This window comes from Fundicoccus sp. Sow4_D5, assembly GCF_052116365.1.
GTDB lineage: Bacteria > Bacillota > Bacilli > Lactobacillales > Aerococcaceae > Fundicoccus.
This window is the reverse complement of record NZ_JBQKLF010000008.1, coordinates 20,616-41,527: the sequence shown is the minus strand read 5'-3', so window position 1 is coordinate 41,527 and position 20,912 is coordinate 20,616. Positions and strand designations below refer to the sequence as shown.

19 protein-coding genes are annotated in these 20,912 nt (G+C 38.0%); 16 read left to right on the top strand and 3 right to left on the bottom strand.

The annotated features are described in order from the left end of the window. Positions 1-270 precede the first annotated feature (270 nt). From spxA to ACTQ45_RS09625, 5 genes are all read left to right on the top strand, one after another. On the top strand, positions 271-669 hold the full coding sequence (gene spxA / locus ACTQ45_RS09645) for a transcriptional regulator SpxA (RefSeq protein ID WP_441752352.1): 399 nt from the start codon (positions 271-273) through the stop codon (positions 667-669). Between the two features lie 495 nt (positions 670-1,164). Next, positions 1,165-1,908 (top strand): adaptor protein MecA, encoded by a 744-nt coding sequence (locus tag ACTQ45_RS09640; protein WP_441763552.1) that lies wholly within the window; start codon positions 1,165-1,167, stop codon positions 1,906-1,908. Between the two features lie 84 nt (positions 1,909-1,992). Next, positions 1,993-3,108: a competence protein CoiA gene (locus ACTQ45_RS09635; protein WP_441763551.1), complete on the top strand. Its 1,116-nt coding sequence runs from the start codon at positions 1,993-1,995 to the stop codon at positions 3,106-3,108. Between the two features lie 77 nt (positions 3,109-3,185). Next, on the top strand, positions 3,186-4,994 hold the full coding sequence (gene pepF / locus ACTQ45_RS09630; protein ID WP_441752349.1) for an oligoendopeptidase F: 1,809 nt from the start codon (positions 3,186-3,188) through the stop codon (positions 4,992-4,994). 380 nt (positions 4,995-5,374) lie between these two features. Next, on the top strand, positions 5,375-6,703 hold the full coding sequence (locus tag ACTQ45_RS09625) for a hypothetical protein (RefSeq protein ID WP_441763550.1): 1,329 nt from the start codon (positions 5,375-5,377) through the stop codon (positions 6,701-6,703). 26 nt (positions 6,704-6,729) lie between these two features. Here the strand turns inward: ACTQ45_RS09625 and trmB are convergent, their stop codons facing one another. The 3 genes from trmB to ACTQ45_RS09610 form a co-directional block, all read right to left on the bottom strand. Further along, positions 6,730-7,371 carry a tRNA (guanosine(46)-N7)-methyltransferase TrmB gene (trmB, locus tag ACTQ45_RS09620; RefSeq protein ID WP_441763549.1) on the bottom strand — a complete coding sequence of 214 codons (642 nt, stop codon included), beginning with the start codon at positions 7,369-7,371 and terminating at the stop codon, positions 6,730-6,732. Between the two features lie 29 nt (positions 7,372-7,400). Then, entirely contained in the window at positions 7,401-8,186 is a 786-nt protein-coding gene (locus ACTQ45_RS09615; RefSeq protein WP_441763548.1) for a phosphotransferase family protein, read from the bottom strand. 103 nt (positions 8,187-8,289) lie between these two features. After that, positions 8,290-8,646: a hypothetical protein gene (locus ACTQ45_RS09610; protein ID WP_441752345.1), complete on the bottom strand. Its 357-nt coding sequence runs from the start codon at positions 8,644-8,646 to the stop codon at positions 8,290-8,292. Positions 8,647-8,883: 237 nt separating this feature from the next. Here ACTQ45_RS09610 and pepA point away from each other — a divergent pair, with 237 nt between their 5' ends. From pepA to ACTQ45_RS09555, 11 genes are all read left to right on the top strand, one after another. Beyond that, positions 8,884-9,960: a glutamyl aminopeptidase gene (gene pepA / locus ACTQ45_RS09605; RefSeq protein ID WP_441763547.1), complete on the top strand. Its 1,077-nt coding sequence runs from the start codon at positions 8,884-8,886 to the stop codon at positions 9,958-9,960. 67 nt (positions 9,961-10,027) lie between these two features. After that, positions 10,028-10,654 carry a YtpR family tRNA-binding protein gene (gene ytpR / locus ACTQ45_RS09600; RefSeq protein ID WP_441763546.1) on the top strand — a complete coding sequence of 209 codons (627 nt, stop codon included), beginning with the start codon at positions 10,028-10,030 and terminating at the stop codon, positions 10,652-10,654. Positions 10,655-10,873: 219 nt separating this feature from the next. After that, positions 10,874-11,623 carry a hypothetical protein gene (locus tag ACTQ45_RS09595; RefSeq protein WP_441763545.1) on the top strand — a complete coding sequence of 250 codons (750 nt, stop codon included), beginning with the start codon at positions 10,874-10,876 and terminating at the stop codon, positions 11,621-11,623. A gap of 14 nt (positions 11,624-11,637) precedes the next feature. Continuing rightward, positions 11,638-12,972, top strand: coding sequence for a UDP-N-acetylmuramate--L-alanine ligase (murC, locus tag ACTQ45_RS09590; protein WP_441752342.1), 1,335 nt, complete (start codon positions 11,638-11,640; stop codon positions 12,970-12,972). Positions 12,973-13,053: 81 nt separating this feature from the next. Continuing rightward, positions 13,054-15,720: a DNA polymerase I gene (polA, locus tag ACTQ45_RS09585; RefSeq protein ID WP_441752341.1), complete on the top strand. Its 2,667-nt coding sequence runs from the start codon at positions 13,054-13,056 to the stop codon at positions 15,718-15,720. A gap of 126 nt (positions 15,721-15,846) precedes the next feature. After that, a complete protein-coding gene (gene mutM, locus ACTQ45_RS09580; protein WP_441752340.1) occupies positions 15,847-16,692 on the top strand; it encodes a DNA-formamidopyrimidine glycosylase in 846 nt (281 codons plus the stop codon). 11 nt (positions 16,693-16,703) lie between these two features. Next, positions 16,704-17,297, top strand: coding sequence for a dephospho-CoA kinase (gene coaE, locus ACTQ45_RS09575; RefSeq protein WP_441752339.1), 594 nt, complete (start codon positions 16,704-16,706; stop codon positions 17,295-17,297). Between the two features lie 98 nt (positions 17,298-17,395). Beyond that, entirely contained in the window at positions 17,396-17,962 is a 567-nt protein-coding gene (nrdR, locus tag ACTQ45_RS09570; RefSeq protein ID WP_441752337.1) for a transcriptional regulator NrdR, read from the top strand. Then, a complete protein-coding gene (locus ACTQ45_RS09565; RefSeq protein WP_441752335.1) occupies positions 17,946-19,511 on the top strand; it encodes a hypothetical protein in 1,566 nt (521 codons plus the stop codon). Before nrdR ends, ACTQ45_RS09565 begins: the two co-directional genes overlap by 17 nt. Continuing rightward, positions 19,483-20,400 carry a primosomal protein DnaI gene (gene dnaI, locus ACTQ45_RS09560; RefSeq protein WP_441752333.1) on the top strand — a complete coding sequence of 306 codons (918 nt, stop codon included), beginning with the start codon at positions 19,483-19,485 and terminating at the stop codon, positions 20,398-20,400. The genes ACTQ45_RS09565 and dnaI overlap by 29 nt, the downstream gene beginning before the upstream one ends. Before the next feature lie 38 nt (positions 20,401-20,438). Continuing rightward, positions 20,439-20,645: a hypothetical protein gene (locus tag ACTQ45_RS09555; protein WP_441752332.1), complete on the top strand. Its 207-nt coding sequence runs from the start codon at positions 20,439-20,441 to the stop codon at positions 20,643-20,645. The last annotated feature ends 267 nt before the right edge of the window (positions 20,646-20,912 follow it).

The window sequence follows — 20,912 nt, the reverse complement described above, 5'->3', positions numbered from 1 at the left end:
TTAAATGATGGCAGAATTCAAATTATTGATTTGTTGTTGTCAAGACAAGTTGAACCTCTTGTGTGGCAATGCTATACTTTAAATCATAAAGCGAATAATATTGTGAAATGCTATACGGAGTGTACTGTTTAAGTTAGGATAGATTTTGAAAATTATTTTTATCCTTAAAGTCAGAATGCAACAATAAAGTAAGCAACACTTAGGAAAACGCACGTAATTTAGTTGAATAGAAGCTGGAAACATGTTCAAGAAAAGAAAGGAAGATCTTTTATGGTAACATTGTATATTACTCCTAGCTGCACGTCTTGTCGAAAAGCACGAGCGTGGTTGGAAGAACATTCCATTCCTTATGTAGAACGCAATATTTTCACTGAGCCATTATCTTTAACGGAAATCAAATCGATTTTACGAATGACCGAAGAAGGAACTGAGGATATTGTATCCACTCGTTCTAAGGCTTATTCTGAATTAGATGTTGAATTAAGTGAGCTGCCCCTTAATACTTTCTTTGAAATGGTTCAAACTCAACCAGGCCTATTACGCCGTCCGATTTTAATTGACGAGAAACGCCTTCAAATTGGTTTTAATGAAGATGAAATCCGTCGTTTCTTGCCACGTGAAGTACGTGCAAGAGAATTACAAAGAGCTCGCGCTTTAGTTAATGAGTAATTCTTAAGAGCTGACTTATATTGAATTTTATGAAGTGAGATTAAGCTTAGGCTTGGTCTCACTTCTTTGTGTATTTATAGGGTGCTGGCGATTGATGAAGGCGGGGATTGACGGTGGAAGCATGCGAACCGATTCATTACTAATAGCACGCTTCACGAGTCGCTAAACTTAAAGTCATTCAATATCGCAGCCTAGAACTGCGTAGATCAATTAATTAATTTAGTCTCTTTCCTGTAGGTTGAACTTAGCAACTTACAATCTTTTAGAATAACTAAAAATAAAAAAATAGGGTTTATTATAAAACAGAGGAAGTATTGTTTCTATCCCTTATAGCTTGCTTTCAGTCAGGATAGTCAAGTTAATATTAGAATTTGAAAGTAATCTGAATTACATCTTGAATTTATCTACCGAGAAGTGCTATGATAGGAAGACAATTAGTTTGTTTCTAGTCTGATTAGTTGTATAATAGATATAGAATCAATAGGGGGTGACGATATGGAAATGGAACGTATAAATGAAAATTTAATCAAGGTGATGATTGGCGTGGATGATTTAGAAGAGCGTGGAATTAATTTTCTCGATCTAATCGGAGATCAATCTAGCATCGAACAGTTCTTTTATTCAATTTTAGAAGAAGTAGATGTTGATAATCATTTCCACGAGTCAGAGGCGGTTACTTTTCAAGTAATGCCTAGTTCTGAAGGACTAGAGCTCTATATTAGCCGTACAAACCTAAACGAGATGGACGAATTCTGGGAAGATGAAGTGACAAAGCGTATTCGTAAACATAAAAACGAAAAGCGCAAACAAGCCCAAGAAGAGCAAAACAATGAGCAAGTTGAAAATGAAGAGCCTGAAGAAGTCAAAAGCAGCGATGAGGACAAACATATGACTCTATTAGACTTATTTAATCCTGAATATGCGAACAATGAAGATGATGCTGGAGAAATGATCTATGAAGACGAAGTAATTGTTTTCAATCAATTGGATGATTTTATCAAGATGGCGCGTGAATTGCCGACGGATAAGTTAGTTGCTAATTTATATCATATGAGTGAACGTTACTACTTAGTAGTGACCGAAGTGGATATGTCTATCAAAGAAGAAGCAGCTTACCATAAAGTATTAACAATGCTTGAATATGGCGAAACACACCATACTACTGAAGCTGTTTTAGCTGAACACGGAACGTTAATTCGAGATGGCGATGCTTTAGAATTTTTCGGGTTAAACTTCTAGTTTAAAAACTTATCAAAAATTTAACAATTAAAAAAGCATAATCCCCTCCTAAATGTGTATTTATACATAGGAGGGGATTTTTTTATGTACGCAGCCATTACAAGTGACGGTCAAATCATCTATGCCAATGAAATGAAAGAGACGGCTGAGCAGCCGACTTTTTATTGTCCGACTTGCCAACAAGTGCTCACTCACAAAATCAGTAGTACCGGCAAGGGTTACTTCAGTCATCTAACTAGTTGCCAGAATGATTTACCAGCAAGGCACACACAAGAGTCCGAAACCCATCTCACTGCCAAACGATTACTTCAAAACACTCTCGAAGCATCGGGCTATGCTGTCCAGATAGAACATCCAATCGAGATAGCTCAACAAATAGCAGATGTCTATTTATTAAATAGTCATTCTTTGACACCGCGCCAAGTGATTGAATTTCAAAGAGTCCCCATTGGGGCTGAGTTGATTCGTTCACGCACACAGAATTATCTTCAAGCTGTCGATAAGTGTACTTGGCTAATTGATGAAGAAGTATTTAAAGGAGGCTACCGTCAAACGTGGCTTCAAACGATGGTAGCCTATTCTAGTGTCCTAGGCTTTCACTGGCAAGCATTGAACGTTTCAAAACGAGAGTGGGTCATCAAATTTAAGATGCCGATCATTTATCAAGCGCATCGAATTCAATTGTCCGAGAAACGGTTAGACTTGGATGTTCCTTTATACAATGTCTGGGAGTTTCCTGAAAACTATGTGAATGACAAGGTTCACTATCCTTTATACCGACGACCACAGCGTCAATCGACCTATTATAGACAAATAAAGCAAATCATGACACAAAGCACCTACCAAAAAGCAATTCGTGATTTATACGCTAAAGGGGTTCTGTTACAAACTTTGCCTCAATGGATGGTGATGGAAAGATGGCAAATGCTTGTGTTTAAATCACCGGGCTGGCTTTGCCTGGCGTGGTGCTTCTATCTTATCAGTCAATGTGAACATGACTCATTTACCAAAACTGATTTAGAAAATGGCATCCATGCATTGGTTCAAGCAGGTCACTTAGTAATGGCGGACATGCCACTTATTGAAGAGGACCTTGTTTCTTTACTAGTACCAAGTCTCGTTAATCTGTTTCTTGAAAAAGAACTGATAGAAAGAGCTGGCTATCATCGCTGGAAATTACATACCAAAGTTCATAGCTAAAACGTTTTAAATTGGCTATCTGTGTGTTAAGATTATTTTGTAGTGAAAATTATGATAATTATCTTAGGAGGATGAGGATGTCTACTCAACAAATCATGACTCGTGACCAAGTCGAGGAAAAATACACTTGGGATTTAAGTGTGATGTACGCAGACGATGCAGCTTGGGAAGCTGATTTCGAATTATTACAAGAAAAATTACCTAAATTAAGTGCCGTTCAAGGCAGTTTGAGCGAAAGTTCGGATCAATTAGTTGGAGCAATTGAAGTGCTCTTGGATACGCAAAGAACCGTAAGTAACTTATATGTTTATGCTTCAATGAAAAATGACCAAGATCAAAACAACTCAACTTATCAAACACTGGATGCACGTGCTGGCCAATTGTATAGCCAATTTTCTCAAACAGTGTCTTTCTTTGAACCAGAATTACTTGCGATTGAGGAAGAAACACTTACTAAATGGTTAGAAGAAAACCCACGCTTAGCAGTTTATCGTCAGATGTTAGACGACAGAACGCGTTTTCGTGCCCATGTTTTATCAAAAGAAGAAGAGATGTTACTAGCCCAAGCAAGTGAAATTTTCGATGGAGCGACGAAAACTTTCGGTTTATTAAATAATGCAGATTTAGTTTTCCCATCGATTGAAGACGAGAAGGGTCAGAAAGTTCAATTAACCCATAGTTTATATGGGAAACTATTAGAAAGTTCAGATCGACGTGTGCGACGTGATACTTTCAAAGGTTTTTATCGTGTTTACGAACAATTCAAAAACACGATGGCTTCTGTTTTAAGTACTCAAATTAAAACAAATAACTATCAAGCAAAGGTGCGCCGCTTCGAATCAGCGCGTGCAGCAGCCTTATTCCAAAATAACATTCCAGAATCTGTTTACGATACATTGTTAGGAACGGTTGAAAATCGACTAGATTTATTACATCGCTATGTTAACTTACGTAAAGACTTATTGAATGTTGAAGACTTAGAAATGTACGATATGTACACACCGTTACTTGGTGAGGCACCGATTAACTTTACGTACGAAGAAGCCAAAGAAATCACACTGAAAGCTTTAGCGCCATTAGGTGAAGAATATGTCGGAATTATGCGAGAAGCCTTTGATGAGCGTTGGATTGATTTATTTGAAAACAAAGGCAAACGAAGCGGTGCCTATTCTTCAGGTACTTATGATAGCAAGCCATATATATTAATGAATTGGCAAGATAACGTTAATTGGTTATATACGCTTGTTCATGAATTGGGCCATAGTGCACATAGCTACTTAACGCATAAAAACCAAGAGTTTGTTTATGGTAACTATTCAATTTTCTTAGCAGAAATTGCGTCGACAACGAACGAAAACTTATTAACAAGCTATCTGTTAGAAACATACACTGAACCAAAGGTAAGATTGTATGTCTTGAATCATTTCTTAGATGGCTTAAAAGGAACGATGTTCCGTCAAACACAATTTGCTGAATTTGAGCACTTTATGTATGAATCTGATGCTAATGGTATTCCATTAACGCAACAATTTTTATCAGAAAATTATCAGAAAATGAATGCTAAATACTATGGTCCTGCTGTAAATTCAGACTCTGAGATTGCTTTAGAGTGGACGCGTATTCCGCATTTCTATTATAACTATTATGTATTCCAATATGCGACTGGTTTCGCTGCTGCGACAGCTTTCTCAGATAGAATTCTTGCTGGAGAAGAAGGCGCATTGGATAACTATTTAGGGTTCTTGAAGTCGGGTAATAGTCATTATGCCATTGACACAATGAAAATTGCTGGCCTTGATATGACACAAAGTGATTATATTGATGCTGCTTTAGATGTCTTTGCAGAGCGTCTAAATGAATTCGAAACATTATTAGCAAAACAATAAGCTTAATCGATTGAGTCTTTTCTCTCACATTAGCCAAACTATTGTTGCTTACAGTTTATATACTGTAAGTGAATGGACTGGTGATATGTGAGAGTTTTTATATTAAGTTGCAATCTTGGGTATTGAGATTAAATATGTCAACTAAATGATTGGGTCGATAGGTTTAAAAACAAAAATTGAAAGGATTCATTCAAGTTAACTCTCTTCTCTTATTCCACTGACCATTCCACATCTACCACTCATTTCAAGGTGACGATCCAAGAAATCGGAGGAGTTGGGAGAATATGTGAATTTTTTATGTTGAATTAAGCTCTAGCTTGAATCAAACGGTTAATCAGATATACTTATAGCTAACTACAAAATGATTAAGGGGTGATTGGATGAGAAATCGTTATGAGAATTTGAATTTGATTTTGCGTGGAATCTTATCGATTAGTCTCGCAATCGCCTTGTTTATCTTTCGCGAGCAAGTCATTATTTTCTTTACGCAAGTGATTATTGCTTTCCTATTTATCAATGGTGGTGCTAAATTTATGCAGGTGGTTATGTGGCAACGATCGAATAAGCAACTATCTCAAATTATTATGCAATTATTAGTGGCTTGTGCTCACTTAATGATAGCGTCTTGGCTACTGCTCGAACAAGATTTCACGACGGTATTCCTTGTAAAAGCCATTGGTTATTATCAATTATTGATGGCAGTAATCAATGTGATGTCTTATTTATTGATGGTAAATGATGGAGTGAAACACCACTTTGATATATTAATTAGAGCGACTATCCATTTATTCTTTGGTTTATCTAGTTTAGTTTTGCCGACCGCAGTGGATAGTACATTGATTAGGGTGGGGTGGTACTTCATTCTATTAGGCGTAGCGTCAATTATCGATGGCAGAGATGCAGCTAAACAAGCAGTTAGATCTGTCAGTCATAAGAGACGGTGGCGAATTGGGGCTCCGGTTATTTTTACCGTTCTTTTACCTGATACTTTGATTCGTAAATTTAATCAGTATTTTACCGTAGAAGGTGTGAGTCCGAATACTTCAGTAGCAATAGTTGAAGCGAATAGAAAGACTTATAATCAGTATAATGCCGAAGATTTAGAAGTGTTTATTCATGTAGGGAAAACTGGCTTTGACCGTGTAGGACATGTGGATATTAGTTATAAGAATCAGGTCTATTCTTATGGCAATCATGACATCGAGTCTCGAAAGGTCTTTGATTTGATTGGTGATGGGGTCTTATTCGTTGCAGATAAGTTTAAGTATATTGAATTCTGTATGAGTGAAGGATCGACGGTTTTTGTTTATGCGATTCGCTTATCAAGTCAACAGAAAATTGCATTAGAGGCAGAGTTAGAAAATTTAATGGCAGATACGCAAAGTTGGGAGTTAACTGAAGAGAGTCAAAGGCAAGATTACGTTGGGAAAATGCAGAAGGCAACTGAAGCGACGCTCTTTAAGTTTTCAAGAGGTAAGTTTAAGACTTATTTTGTCCTAGGGACGAATTGTGTTTTATTGGCAGATCAATTAATAGGCACTAGTGGTGTGGATATACTAGCTTTGAATGGGGTGTTGACTCCAGGGGCATATTTAGAATACTTTGAGCGTGAGTCTCAAAAGGAATGGTCCTTTATTTCGGCCAAGTTTATTATTAATGAAGGAATTTTTCGTGATAAGCAACAGAAAATAAAAAAAGAAGAGGCCTAGTGGCTTCTTCTTTTTTTTTTGATGATTTAATCTCGAAAAGCGGCTTCAAGACGGTAAATTCTTGACCCTCTGGATGAGAATTTTTCTTCGTATTCGGTCATGATGTTGCCTTCGTAACATGAGCGATGTAGGTCAAGCCATACTTGTTTGAAGAACATGCCGTATTCAGACATACTGGCGAGTGAAAATTCAAATAGGCCTTGGTTATCGGTCTTAAAGTGAATCTCACCTTTGGGTTTTAAAATGATTTGATATTGTTTTAAAAAATCAGAAGAGGTTAGGCGTCTTTTTTCATGACGTTTTTTAGGCCATGGGTCACTAAAGTTTAAGTAGACGCGGTCTAATTCACCTGGGCTGAAGTATTGAGATAAGTCTCGTCCGTCAGCATTCACAATTTGTAAGTTAGGTAATTGTGCTTCGATTTGTAATTCAAGCACAGAAATGATGACGCTAGTCTGTAATTCCATGCTGATGTAATTGATTTCTGGATGAGCTGCGGCCATTTCCACAATGAATTTACCTTTACCTGAACCTACTTCAAGATGAATCGGTTGCTCTTTAGCAAAGCGTGTTTGCCATTTGCCGATTAAGTCTTCCGGTTTTTCTGGAACGTATTGTGGGTATTCAGCTAATTTATCTTTTGCCCATGGTTTGTGTCTTAGACGCATTGTTCGGCTGACTCCTTGTCTATTGCTTGTTAATTTTGTTCGTAAATACTTTTTAGTAATAAGACGATCTCGTTCAATTTATGGTGACGATTTTCGTTGAAATATTGTTTGATTAAGAATAAACAGTTTAAAATACTATACCATCTCACACGTTTATAGAAACTTTCACTCATGTTAAAGTCATAAGCTTCGAACCATTCCATCCACTCGCTTGGTGTAAAGTATTGGACGAGTAGTAAAGTGATATCGCTTAATGGATCAGCTACACGGACGTTGTCCCAATCGACAAGATAAAGTTGTTCATCGGCTGAAACCAAAAAGTTGTTATGGTTTAAGTCGCCGTGACACACTACATAGTCTACTTGGTAAAAATCATCATCGATAGAGTCTTCAAGACTTTGGATAACTTGATTAAAATATTGATGGTTTTGAAGTGAGGGAGCTAAGTCGCTGAAATACAAATCAATTAAATCGAGTGGACGACACACTTTCCCATCTACAAAACGTAACATGTTCAATAAGTAAGTTGAATCATGGATATCTTTAATCAGTTTAATAACTGCTTCATCTGCCATATTGTCTTTTGTAAGTAATTCTCCTTCGGTCCAATCTTGAGCCGTTAGAATATCTCCAGAATAAGTTCTTTGTGTCCATCTTAATTTGGGAGTAATACCTGAAGCAGATAGTGCAGCGATGAAGGGAGAGGTATTACGTTTGAGAAAGACTTTCTCGTCACTTTTTACACCCATATATGCTCGGCCAGTATTCCCACCAATCGGGTGTAATTGCCAGTCTTCTTTCTCTTTAAATGCCATAATAGTGCTCCTTTCTTCATTTTTTAGAGTCTTGCCTTAATTAATCACGAAATTACATTGTATCACGCAAATGTGTAGGGTCAAGCCCTTTTGACATTAAAATTTAATGATATTGTTGTTTGACTGCATCATTTGCTATGACAAAGGTATCTAAAATGTCACCTGTGTAGATATCACAAGCGAATTGATACTGAACCAAACGATCTTGTTCAATGCGGCTAATCCCGCCAATATACACAAGTGGCTGGCTATCGAAGGTTTCATATTCTACGGCTTCGTAATCTATCCATGAGCCTTCAATCGGACCTTGTACAGAGAAAATACTGCGGACTTGATTTAAGACTTTCCCTGCATTCAACGCACGGTTTTCTTTATAGAAAGCAACACCTGCTGCACCGATTATGATTCCTGTGGCTACGAGTAAGGTATTTAATAGGTTGTTCGAACGATTATTTAACATGCTTACACTCCTTGTATGTACACTTAGTATCATACATTGTAACATTATTCAGTCTTTTCTGCGAAAAATAATGTAGTAGATTACAGTCTTCAAAAATTAAGAATCTATTAAAGACTTGAGAGCTATCTTAAACAGCAAAACATTGATTTTACAAGGGGTTTGTGTAAAAATGGAATAGATATACAGATGAATAATGTTGTTAAAAAGGAGGCGGCAGATTTATTCTGTCACATGCATATGGAAGATAAAACATTTAAATTAATTAAAGACTTAACGGAATTACAAGGTATCTCCGGTAATGAAGGCCGTGTTCGCCAATACTTAAAAGAACACATGACACCATTAGTAGATGAAGTGAACATTAGTGGTTTAGGGAATGTTTTTGGTGTGAAAAAAAATACCGACACAAATGCACCTAAGTTGATGTTAGCAGCACATATGGACGAAGTTGGTTTTATGGTTAGCCGTATTACCCAAAACGGTTCTTTAGCTGTTGTACCAATTGGTGGCTGGAATCCTTACAGTGTCTCAGCGCAGCGTTATACACTACAAACTCGCAAAGGAGACTATGTGTGTATTTCTAGTTCTGTAGCACCACATTTATTAAGAGGGGCTAAAGGAGACAGCAAGTTAAAAGTAGAAGATATTTTATTTGATGCAGGTTTTGTATCTGAAGAAGAAGCTTTAGAGTATGGCGTTCGTCCAGGCGATTCAATTGTGCCAGAGACTGAGACCGTTTATACGGCCAATAAGCAGAATATTATAGCGAAAGCTTGGGACAACCGTTATGGTTGTGCAGTGATGTTGGAAACATTACAAGCTGTAAAAGATGTAGCATTAGACTCTACTTTAATTGCTGGCGCGACTGTTCAAGAAGAAGTCGGTTTACGTGGCGTTAAAGGAGCGGTACATGAGTATCAACCAGATGTTTTCCTAGCGGTGGATTGTTCACCAGCAAATGATACAGAAGGTAAAAAAGATGAATTCGGTCAATTAGGCGAAGGCTTCTTATTACGTGTACAAGATCCTGGACATATCACTCATAAAGGCATGCGTGAATTTTTATTCGACACTGCACAAACGCACAACATCCCTTATCAATTCTTCTTCTCTAAAGGTGGAACGGATGCTGGGGCGGCTCATGTAATGAATGCCGGTGTGCCCAGTGCAGTCATCGGAGTAGCAGGACGTTACATTCACGGACACCAGACATTATTCAGAATTTCTGATTATGACGCAGCAAAAGAAATGGTTCAAAAAATAGTCACTACTTTTGACCGAACAACTTTAGAAACTATTCTTCAAAACAGTTAAGAAATGTAGTAGAATAGTAGAGCTATAGATAACAATCATTTTAAATCAAGGAAGGACTATATTATACATGTGGTTAGCTTTTTATAATCAACAAGCCGTTGGTGATGTTTTAATGTTAACAAGTGGATCAATTTCAGATGATCATGTTGTTACAAAATCAAATGGAGATGTCACACTTATCAAAGATCGTACAAACGACTCAGTCGTTGCGCTCAACCTTTTCAATATTTCTAAAACGTTAGAAATAGCGGGCAATGGCCTAGTAGCATTGAGTCAAGAACAAGCAGATAGTGTGAATGGATTAATTCAAGCAGCTGGTTTTGATGTGACAGTGGCTTTCGATAATTCACCTAAATTTGTCGTAGGTTACGTGGAAGAATGTGTCGCACATCAAGATAGCGATCATTTAAGCATTACTCAAACACGCGTAAGCGAAGATGAAGTCTTGCAAATTGTTTGTGGTGCTCGTAATATTGCAAAAGGTCAACACGTTTTGGTGGCTAAGCCAGGCGCAGTCATGCCTTCTGGTGCCATTATTTGGGCAGGTGCTTTACGTGGTGTTGAAAGCTTGGGCATGATTTGTTCAACTCGTGAACTAGGTTTAGCCTACCTGGAAGACTTGCCAGGGATCTGGGAACTGAGACCTCAGTTTGAAGCAGGCACTTCATTAAAAGATGTAGTGGCAGCTTACTAAGTCAATTGAATCAGGAAAGTGGTATGAATAAACACCATGATTCCAATTATTCTAAATAATCGATAATAGTTGAGCGACCACTACTGATTATGTAAGCGAGTCGTTTTAATGTTTAGTCATTGAAACGCCGATGTTTGTTATGAAGTCACACTGGTTTGCTCAAATGTATTTCGTGATAATGCTTTATAATATATTGGCACATCAAGAAGGGGGAAAACGATGACTGAATATGATGGACCTGCTTTTAACCAAAAGAAAGAATCACACTCATTAAAGAACCGTCGTTTTAATCAACTTTCTCAACGTGAATCTTCTAAAACATATTTTGAGCCTGCGATGAAAGAACGCAGAAAAGTGTTTCCGACAATATCAGACATGCCAAAGGCATCCAATAGGTCGGATCATCCGCTGCTTCCAACGCAACAAGCTAAAGAGGCAAGTGACCACGAAGCGATTGCTTCACAAATGGGTGTTAGAGAAAAACGACCAGAATATGAAGGTCAAGGGCAATCGTCGCAACAACAGACTCAACGTTCGACATTTGAACAAGCCAATCGTGCAACCCCACAAGCTGATTATGAAATCCCTTTTTTGAAGAACCATGAAAAGCAAATAAAAAAATTAAATCAAGCGTCTTTAGAAAACGCAATGAATGAAAGACAGACACAACCGATGAGTAAACCTGTTCAACCTAATCGACCAGCTCGAACGCTTGCAGAAACTTATCCACAACTTACAAAGACGCTAAAAGAGAACCAGCAAGAAACTATTGAAACATCTGTAAAGACATCGACGACGTATGACACAAGTGTGAAAGAAAAGCCATCGTCCAAGACTGTCTTTCAACCGACAGAACTTCCTAAACCTTATAAAGGTCATGAACGACGCAAAGAAGATGTGGAAGAAATAAGGGAGCTTGCGAAACGTTTGGTAAAAACGCGAGAGACGTTTTTGCTGTTTGAACATTAGGAGGAACAATTTACATGATTAACAAAAATACGACCTATCATTTTGTCGGCATTAAAGGCTCTGGTATGAGTGCCTTAGCTTTAATTCTTCACGGCGAAGGGTTTAAAGTTCAAGGAAGCGATATTGGGAAGTATTTCTTTACCCAACAAGAACTTGAAAACCAAAACATTAACATGTTGGAGTTTGATGCAGATAATATTCAAGCTGGTCAGACAATTATAGCAGGGAATGCTTTTGGAGACGACCATCCAGAGCTTGTTCGTGCGCGTGAATTAGATTTACCAATTTCACGCTACCATGACTTTATTGGAAATTTGATTTCACAATATACAAGTATTGCGGTAACAGGTTCTCATGGTAAAACATCGACAACAGGATTGTTATCACACACCCTTAAAAATTTAGCACCATTAAGTTATTTAATCGGTGATGGTACAGGTTATGGTGACGAATCGTCGACTTATTTTGCTTTAGAAGCTTGTGAATATCGTCGCCATTTCTTAGCTTATCAACCAGATTATACCATTATCACAAATATTGATTTTGATCACCCGGATTACTATCGTTCGATTGAAGATGTTTTCCAAGCCTTCCAAACATTTGCTATGCAAGCAAAAAAAGCGATTGTAGCATGTGGAGAAGATGACTATTTGCCAGATTTAAAAGCTGATGTGCCGATCTATTACTACGGTTTTAATGAAGCATTTGATGTATATGCAACGAAGATTGAACGGACAGTCGATGGTTCTGACTTTGATGTTGTCATCAAAGGTGAGCGCTTTGGTCGCTTCCATTTACCAGCTTATGGCGAACATAATATCTTAAATGCCTTAGCGATTATCACTGTTTTACAATTAGAAGGCTTCAAAGCAACAGATATTGCGGAACATTTAAAAACATTCAGTGGCGTGAAACGTCGTTTCTCAGTGAAGCAAGTTCATGACTTAACACTAATTGATGACTATGCTCACCATCCATCGGAAATACGTGCCACGATTGATGCTGCTAAACAAAAATACCCGAATCGTGAAGTGGTTGCTATATTCCAACCGCATACTTTTAGTCGTACGGTTGCTTTATTACATGAATTCGCTGAAGCGCTGAACTTAGCAGATGAAGTTTATTTAGTTGATATCTTTAATTCAGCCCGTGAGGCAGTTGGTGAAGTGACGATTCAGGATTTAGCTAACTTAATTAAAGATGATGTAGAGATTATTTCTAATGAACATTTATCACCTTTAATGAAATACCAAGATGCTGTCATCTTATTTATGGGAGCAGGGGACATTGACCAAATTGCTCGTCAATTTGAAACATCTTATGCTCAATTGAAACCTAATAAATTATAAAACTACAGGTCAACGATGGATAGTTCGAATATCTCGTTGGCCTTTTCGTGTCATCATGCTAAAAACGGAGGAGAATGTTTAATGACCAAGCGTAAAATAATGTTAATTGATGGAAGCAGCTTAGCTTTTAGAGCCTTTTATTCAATTTTGAATATTGAGAATTTTAAAAATAGAGCTGGCTTACATACGAACGCCTTATTCAGTTTCAATCGTATGTTAGATGATGTATTAAAAAGATTTGAACCGACGCATATTTTAGTAGCTTTTGATAGAAGTGAAATCACCTTTAGAACCGAAAAATACCAGGAATATAAAGGTGGCCGTCAAAAGACGCCAAGTGAATTTAAAGAACAAATGCCTTATTTTAGAGTATTACTCGATGCTTACGGCATCCGTCATTATGACATCTTGCGTTATGAAGCGGATGATGTCATTGGGACATTAGCCCATCAAGCAGCACCAGAAGATGAAGTTATTATCATTTCAGGAGATAAGGACTTAACTCAACTAGCGAGCGATAATACAACGGTATATATCACACGTAAAGGTGTCAGTGATTTGGAACCTTATACGCCAGATGTTATTCGTGAGAAATTTGATATTACACCTGAACAAATCATTGATATGAAAGGTTTAATGGGAGACAGTTCGGATAATTACCCTGGTATTACACGAATTGGTGAAAAAACAGCCCTTAAATTATTGCATCAATTTGGTTCAGTTGAGAATATGTACGAGAATTTAGATCAATTAAAACCTTCTAAAATGAAAGAAAACATTATCAATGACCGTGAACAAGCTTTCATGAGTAAGGATTTAGCAAGAATCTTACTTGAAACACCTATTGAGTTGACGATTGAGGACTTGACTTACAAGGGACGCAATGTTGACGATTTAATGGAATTTTATCGTCAAATGGAATTCAATGCGGCTTTGAAAGCACTTCAAGGTGAGATGACGGATACGACTATCTCACAAGAAGCCGCTGCCCAATTACCGCAATATGAAACATTACGTTTAGAAGAAATAAAAGCAGAGCATCTGCCTAAAAAAGCCGTCTTATACACTGAAATGCTAGAAGATAATTATCACTTCGGAAAAGTTGTTGGGGTCGCATGGTCTGATTTAGACACGCAAACACTTTATACTGCAACGGCTGAAGTAGCGTATGGTAGTGAACTATTCAAGGACTGGTTGGCATCGGCGGCTCACTCTAAGATAACTTTTGATAGTAAACGTGAACGTGTCATTGCTGCCATTAATGGCGCACAATTAGACGGGGTGACATTTGATACTTTAATCGCAACCTATTTAATTGATGTTCACAATGCTCAAGAGTTAACGGATATTGTGCGATTAGTCGATGTACCCAATATCGTTTTATACGATGAAGCTGTTTATGGAAAAGGGGCTAAAAAAGCAGTTCCGGAAGACCTAACAGTATTAGATCAACACTTAGCTAATAAAGTCATTACGATGGGTGAACTTGAAGCACCTTTAATTAAAAAACTGACTGATTTAGAAATGCTCGACTTATTCCATGAAATTGAAATGCCATTAGCACTCATCTTAGCTGAAATGGAAGTCCGAGGCATTGCGGTAAACCGTGAAGTCTTAGAGGTACGTAATGAACAAATGATTACCTTACTTAAGGAAATGGAATTAAGTATTCATGAACATGCTGGAGAGGCTTTCAACGTTAATTCACCTAAACAGTTAGGAACGATTCTGTTCGAAAAACTGAATTTACCCGTCATTAAGAAAACAAAAACGGGTTACAGTACAGCTGCAGATGTCTTGGATAAACTATTAGGCAGTCATCCAATTATTGCGGAAATTCTGGAATATCGCACCTTATCTAAACTACAAGGCACTTATTTAGCAGGTTTACCGCCTTATATTAAAGAGGACGGGAAAATACATACACGGTTTGTCCAGACTTTAACTCAAACAGGTCGTTTGAGTAGTACGGATCCTAACTTGCAGAATATTCCGATTCGTTTGGAAGAAGGGCGTAAAATCCGTCAAGCTTTTGTGCCATCTAAAGCTGATTGGCAACTATTTGGCGCTGACTATTCGCAAATCGAATTGCGCGTTTTAGCTCACATCAGTCAAGACGAACATATGATGCAAGCTTTTAAAGACGGCGAAGATATCCATGCTGCGACAGCCCGTCGTGTCTTTGGTCTGCCAGAAGATGAGCCAGTCAATAGTGACTATCGCCGCCAAGCCAAAGCCGTTAACTTCGGAATAGTCTATGGTATCAGTGATTATGGCTTGTCTCAAAACTTGGGCATCTCACGTCCGGAAGCGAAAAGTTTTATCGATCGCTACTTCGAGCAATATCCAGGGATTGAGAAGTTTATGAAAGAAGTTGTTGACCAAGCCAAAGAAGATGGTTATGTCACAACGATGTTCAATCGTCGCCGTTATTTACCAGATATCCATTCAAGCAACTTCAATTTACGTTCGTTTGCGGAAAGAACGGCTATTAACTCGCCGATTCAAGGGACCGCCGCTGATATCTTGAAGATTGCGATGGTTCAGTTGCGTGAAGTGATTCTGAAGGAAAATTTACAAGCGCGTCTCTTATTACAGGTGCATGATGAGTTAATCTTAGAAGCACCAGCTGAAGAAATTAGCCGTCTAGAAGAAATTGTTCCTCAAGTCATGGAACATGCGGTAGACTTGTTAGTGCCATTAAAGGTGGACTACAATAGTGGCAAAGACTGGTTTGAATTGAAATAATTAAATCTTCCCACTATGAACATAGAACCGCTATCCATCTGCTCATTAATGATAGGGAGCTGTCAGTGTCTGTTTTATCATTAATTACCAGTTAATGACTAATCGTTTAGAAAGGATTTGACCAGATTGCCAGAATTACCAGAAGTTGAAACAGTTCGTAAAGGATTAGCGCAACTAGTGATCGGTAAAACGATTGAGAGAGTGCATGTTTCATGGCCAAGGATTATTCGAACAGATGAGTCGCTCGAACAGTGGCAACATGAATTAATTGGCCAAACAATCGAAGGAATTGGTCGTCGGGGCAAATATTTAGTCTTTCAATTGAGTGACTATCTGTTGATTTCTCACTTACGTATGGAAGGGAAATATTTATATTATCCTGACGAAAACAGTTTACAAACAGAAATGGCCAAACATACGCACGTTCGTTACTACTTTACGGATGGTAGCCAATTACATTATCATGATGTCAGAAAGTTTGGACGCATTGAGCGACTAAAAACGGCTGACTTGGACACATATTTTTTAGAGAAAAAATTAGGGCCAGAACCGGTCGCGGATGAATTTCTATTAGAAATATTCCAAAAGCAACTGAGACTAATTAAAAAGGCCATTAAACCGGCTTTGTTGGAACAGAAATTGGTGGTCGGTTTAGGCAATATCTATGTCGATGAAACCTTATTCAGGTCGCGAATTCATCCGGGAACAGCAGCAAATCGCTTGAGCGAAGAACAAGTCAGTCTGTTACATCAAACGATTATGGCTGTCTTAGATGAGGCGATTGAAGCGGGGGGTTCAACGATTCGCTCCTATAAAAACTCACTCGGGGAAGCAGGGAGTTTTCAGCAAATTTTAATGGTTTATGGACGCCAGGATGAACCTTGTGTAGTCTGTGGGACACTGATTCATAAAATTCAATTTGCGCAAAGGGGAACACATTTTTGTCCTCATTGTCAAGTTATTGTGCAATAAGGAGGGATTACGTGCGTGTGATAGGATTAACTGGTGGGATTGCTACAGGAAAGTCGACGGTTTCAAATTATTTACTTTCCTTAGGTGTTCCTGTCATTGATGCAGATTTAATCTCACGAGAAGTTGTCGAACCGGGAACTCCCGGTTTGGAAAAACTGGTTCAAACCTTTGGCGCAGAGTTACTGAACCCGCAAGGACAGTTGAATCGACCAGTCTTAGCCCAAAAACTATTTGATAATGAAGAAGTTCGCAAGCAAGTCAATCAACTATTGCATCCGATAATTTATGAGACAATGTTTGAGCGAGTAGCGCGGTACCATTCAAATGGTGAGACACTTGTCGTGTTAGATATCCCTTTATTGTTTGAAACAATTGCTACAGACCGTTTTGATTCGATTTGGTTAGTCTATATTCCAGAGAAGATTCAATTGGAGCGTTTAAAAAAAAGAGATCAACTATCACAAGAAGCAGCGCAAGCCAGAATGGCTTCTCAATTATCGATTGAAGAGAAAAAGAAGTTAGCTGATGTGATCATCAACAATTCGGGTAGTATCGAAGAAACAAGAGAACAAGTACAGATGTTATTAAAGTCTATCAATAATTAAACTAAATCGCTCAAGCATGTTGTTTTCTAGCGAGTATTAGTTTAATAATTTCTAAGCTATGATAAAATAAAGATAAAGATTGAAAGGAGGCGATTGTATTGGAATGTCCGAAATGTAAGCATCAACAATCAAAAGTGATTGATTCAAGACCATATGATGATGGGACAGCCATTAGACGTCGACGAGAATGTTTAGAATGTGGCCACCGTTTTAATACTTATGAGCGTGTTGAGAAATCCCCATTGCTAGTTGTTAAACGTGATGGGACACGTGAGGAATTTAATCGTAATAAATTACTTAGAGGCATCGTCCGTTCTGCAGAGAAACGACCGATTAGCCGTGAGCAAATGGAGACTTTAGCCTCTCAAGTAGAAAATGCGATCCGTGATGTAACGGATAAAGAAATTGAAACGAAACGCATTGGCGAATTTGTGATGCCTTTATTAATGGAATTAGACGAGGTTAGTTATATTCGTTTCGCCAGTGTCTACCGTGAGTTTCAATCACGTGATATGTTCTTGAAAGAGTTAGAAGCGATGAAAAAAGCTGGTATTAATAGCGATAATCATTCATTGTCTGAATCCCATGTGGTGTCAGACCAATCAACAGAATCGCCGACCGATTCTGATAGATTGGAGAATGAGGCGAATGAGTCAGAAGATTAACCCACTACAACCTTTTTTAGTGAAACACCAATATAGTCTGGCACCTTTACAGATGCAAAGTTTAATGCAACTGTATCAGCCCATTGTCGGGTCATCAGCAATTAGCTTGTATTTAACCTTAATGAATCAACCCTTAGAAACAGCTAATCAAAGCCAAAGGATACTACATGCACAATTAATCCAAATTATGAATGTCGGTATCAAAGCGTGTGATGAGGGACGTCAACGGCTAGAAGCAGCAGGCTTATTAAGAACTTACCGCGACCGCACATCGCATACTGATTGGCGCTATCAAACCTTGTTGTATGAATTACAGCAACCACTTGATGTCAAGCAATTCCTTAGAAACCCACTCTTGAGTACGACCCTTTATAAGCAAATTGGAGACCAAAATTACTATCAATTACTTAGAATGTGGCAAGTTGAACCAATTGACGAAGACCAATATACGGAAATCACCGCTAATTTTGAAGATGTTTTCTATTATATTAATCGTGATGCAGATGAGGAAATTCAAGAGTCTGTTCAAGGGCGTCAATTTAAACAACAAAGCGCTGAAACAGAAGTATCTGCAACTCAAGAACATTTTGAATATGCGAAATTCTTACGTTATATTATGGCGGAAGGCGTTGAACATACTCAGTTGACTCAAGCTTTAAAGGAACAAGTCTTAAGCACGAGTCAAGTTTATGAATTGAATGAAGTCCAGATGACTCAAATCGTCTTATTGGCAATTAATGATGTGACGGACCAGATACAGTTGGATAAATTAAAAGACATTGCGGACAAGAAAACGTTCTTTGCGCAAAAACGTCAAGAAACAGCCTTTGCTCCAACGACAAATGCACAGAAAACGGTGTCATCTAATGATGAACAGGTACGTACTAACCAGACATTCCCTTATGAATATACGCAATCAGAACTTAAAGTGCGCCATGCGAATCTTAAAGAGACTTTCAAGCAGTTTTCGGATCAAGATATTCATATGATTGTTCTATGTGAACAAATGCCAAATGATACATTTTTAGAAAGAACTAAGCAAGCCAAAAATGGCTTCGCAACTGATAGTGAACAGTTCTATGTCCGAGATTTAGCAACTAAAACGACCTTAGCACCAGAAATTATTAACTTTTTAGTTTATTATCTTTTGGTTATTGAACGAAAAGACAGTGTCTATAAAGGCGATTTACAAAGAACTGCAAGTGAATGGCAACAACATAACATTCAGTCGACTGGTCATGCCTTAGAGTTTATACGTAATAAAGCCCAAATTCAAGAAACAAGACAAGCAAAAAATGCTAAGACTCAACCTTCAGGTGGTTATAATCGGAAATACCGTCGTCAAGAAGTGATTCCAGATTGGATGAAACAACAAGACCAACAGGTAGCGCAACAAGCGCAAACGTCAACGACACCTGCAACTAGTCAACCTCAAGCAGCTGCAACGACTGAGAACGAACAAGCCATTCGCGCGAGATTAAACAAATTATTCGGAGAGGATGTGAAGGGGAATGCAATCGATGCGTCACATGATGGAAAAGTACCTTAATCGACCGGAACATCAAGAAAGTTTTCGTAAAACTGTCAAAGAGATTCTGGAATTTGATGCTGTTCAAGACTTTGTGGATCAACACCAAAATGAATTATCCCAAGAAATGATTAGTAATAGTTTATCGAAATTAAATGAGTTTGTGATCGAAATGAAAGCTCAACGCCGTGGAGAACCTGGACAGAATCCCGGTTTTACACCTCAGTTATTTATTAATTCAAGCTACATTGATATTACATATGTCCCAACACAAGAGTATTATGATTACTCACAACGTCGTAAACGTCAAGCCTTATTGGATAACCGTATGATGTCTGCTGATGTGCGTCGCGCACGCTTGGCTGATGTTACCTTTGACACACCTAGGAAAGAAGCTCTAATGGAGGAAGTGGCGGATTTTGTCGAACAATATCGTCAAGCACCACTTTTAGCTAAAGGCTTGTATATTTATGGACCATTCGGGGTAGGGAAAACATTTCTATTGGGAGCTCTAGCTAACGAATTAGTCAAACAAAATGTAGGTGTCACGATGTTACACTATCCAACCTTCACAACTGAAATTAAGGGAACGATTTCTCTTAATACCACTCAAGCAACCTTAAACACTGTCAAAAAAGTAGCGATTCTAATACTTGATGATATTGGTGCCGAGTCGAACTCTGCCTGGTTGCGAGATGAAGTTTTGGCGGTTATTTTAGAATACAGAATGAAGGAATCACTAGCGACTTTCTTCACTTCAAACTTCAGTATGAATGATTTACAAACTCATTTATCTGAAAGTCGTGATGGCATTGAAAGAGTGAAAGCAAATCGTTTGATGGAACGGATTCGTTTCTTAGCCAAAGAAGTTGCATTGGACGGAGAAAACAGACGTCATCACGCTCAATAAAAATCTAAAGATGAAACAAATTGAAAGGATGGGGGAACTTGACACCTAGAGATGGCGAAGAGTATTTAAAAGAAAAACGGTTTATTATTGTACACTTAGTGATTGCATTAATGATTCAAATCATTGTGTTATTAGGTTATTATTTTAAAGAGAAACAGACAATATTAGCCTTTCCAATGATTTTAGGTATTTTAATGACAATTTCTGCTTTAGTTCGCATGAATCAGTTCGGAAAAAGAAGATAAGTTGAGAATTTGACTTGTTAATTTCTACGAAGCATGATATAACTTAACTATATTAAAAATAGGTAAATGAAGACAACATGTTAATCATATTTTGTCCACAGAGAGAGACGGGTGCTGCGACGTCTTACAAAGGATTATCATGACCCCTTCATATTATGTCATCCGGAAAGTCACTGACGATTAAGGATGAACGTTGACTGATGCGTTAGATCAGTAGAGGTTAAAGGGGCGAAGTCTCTTTTAACGAATTTTGGGTGGAACCACGTC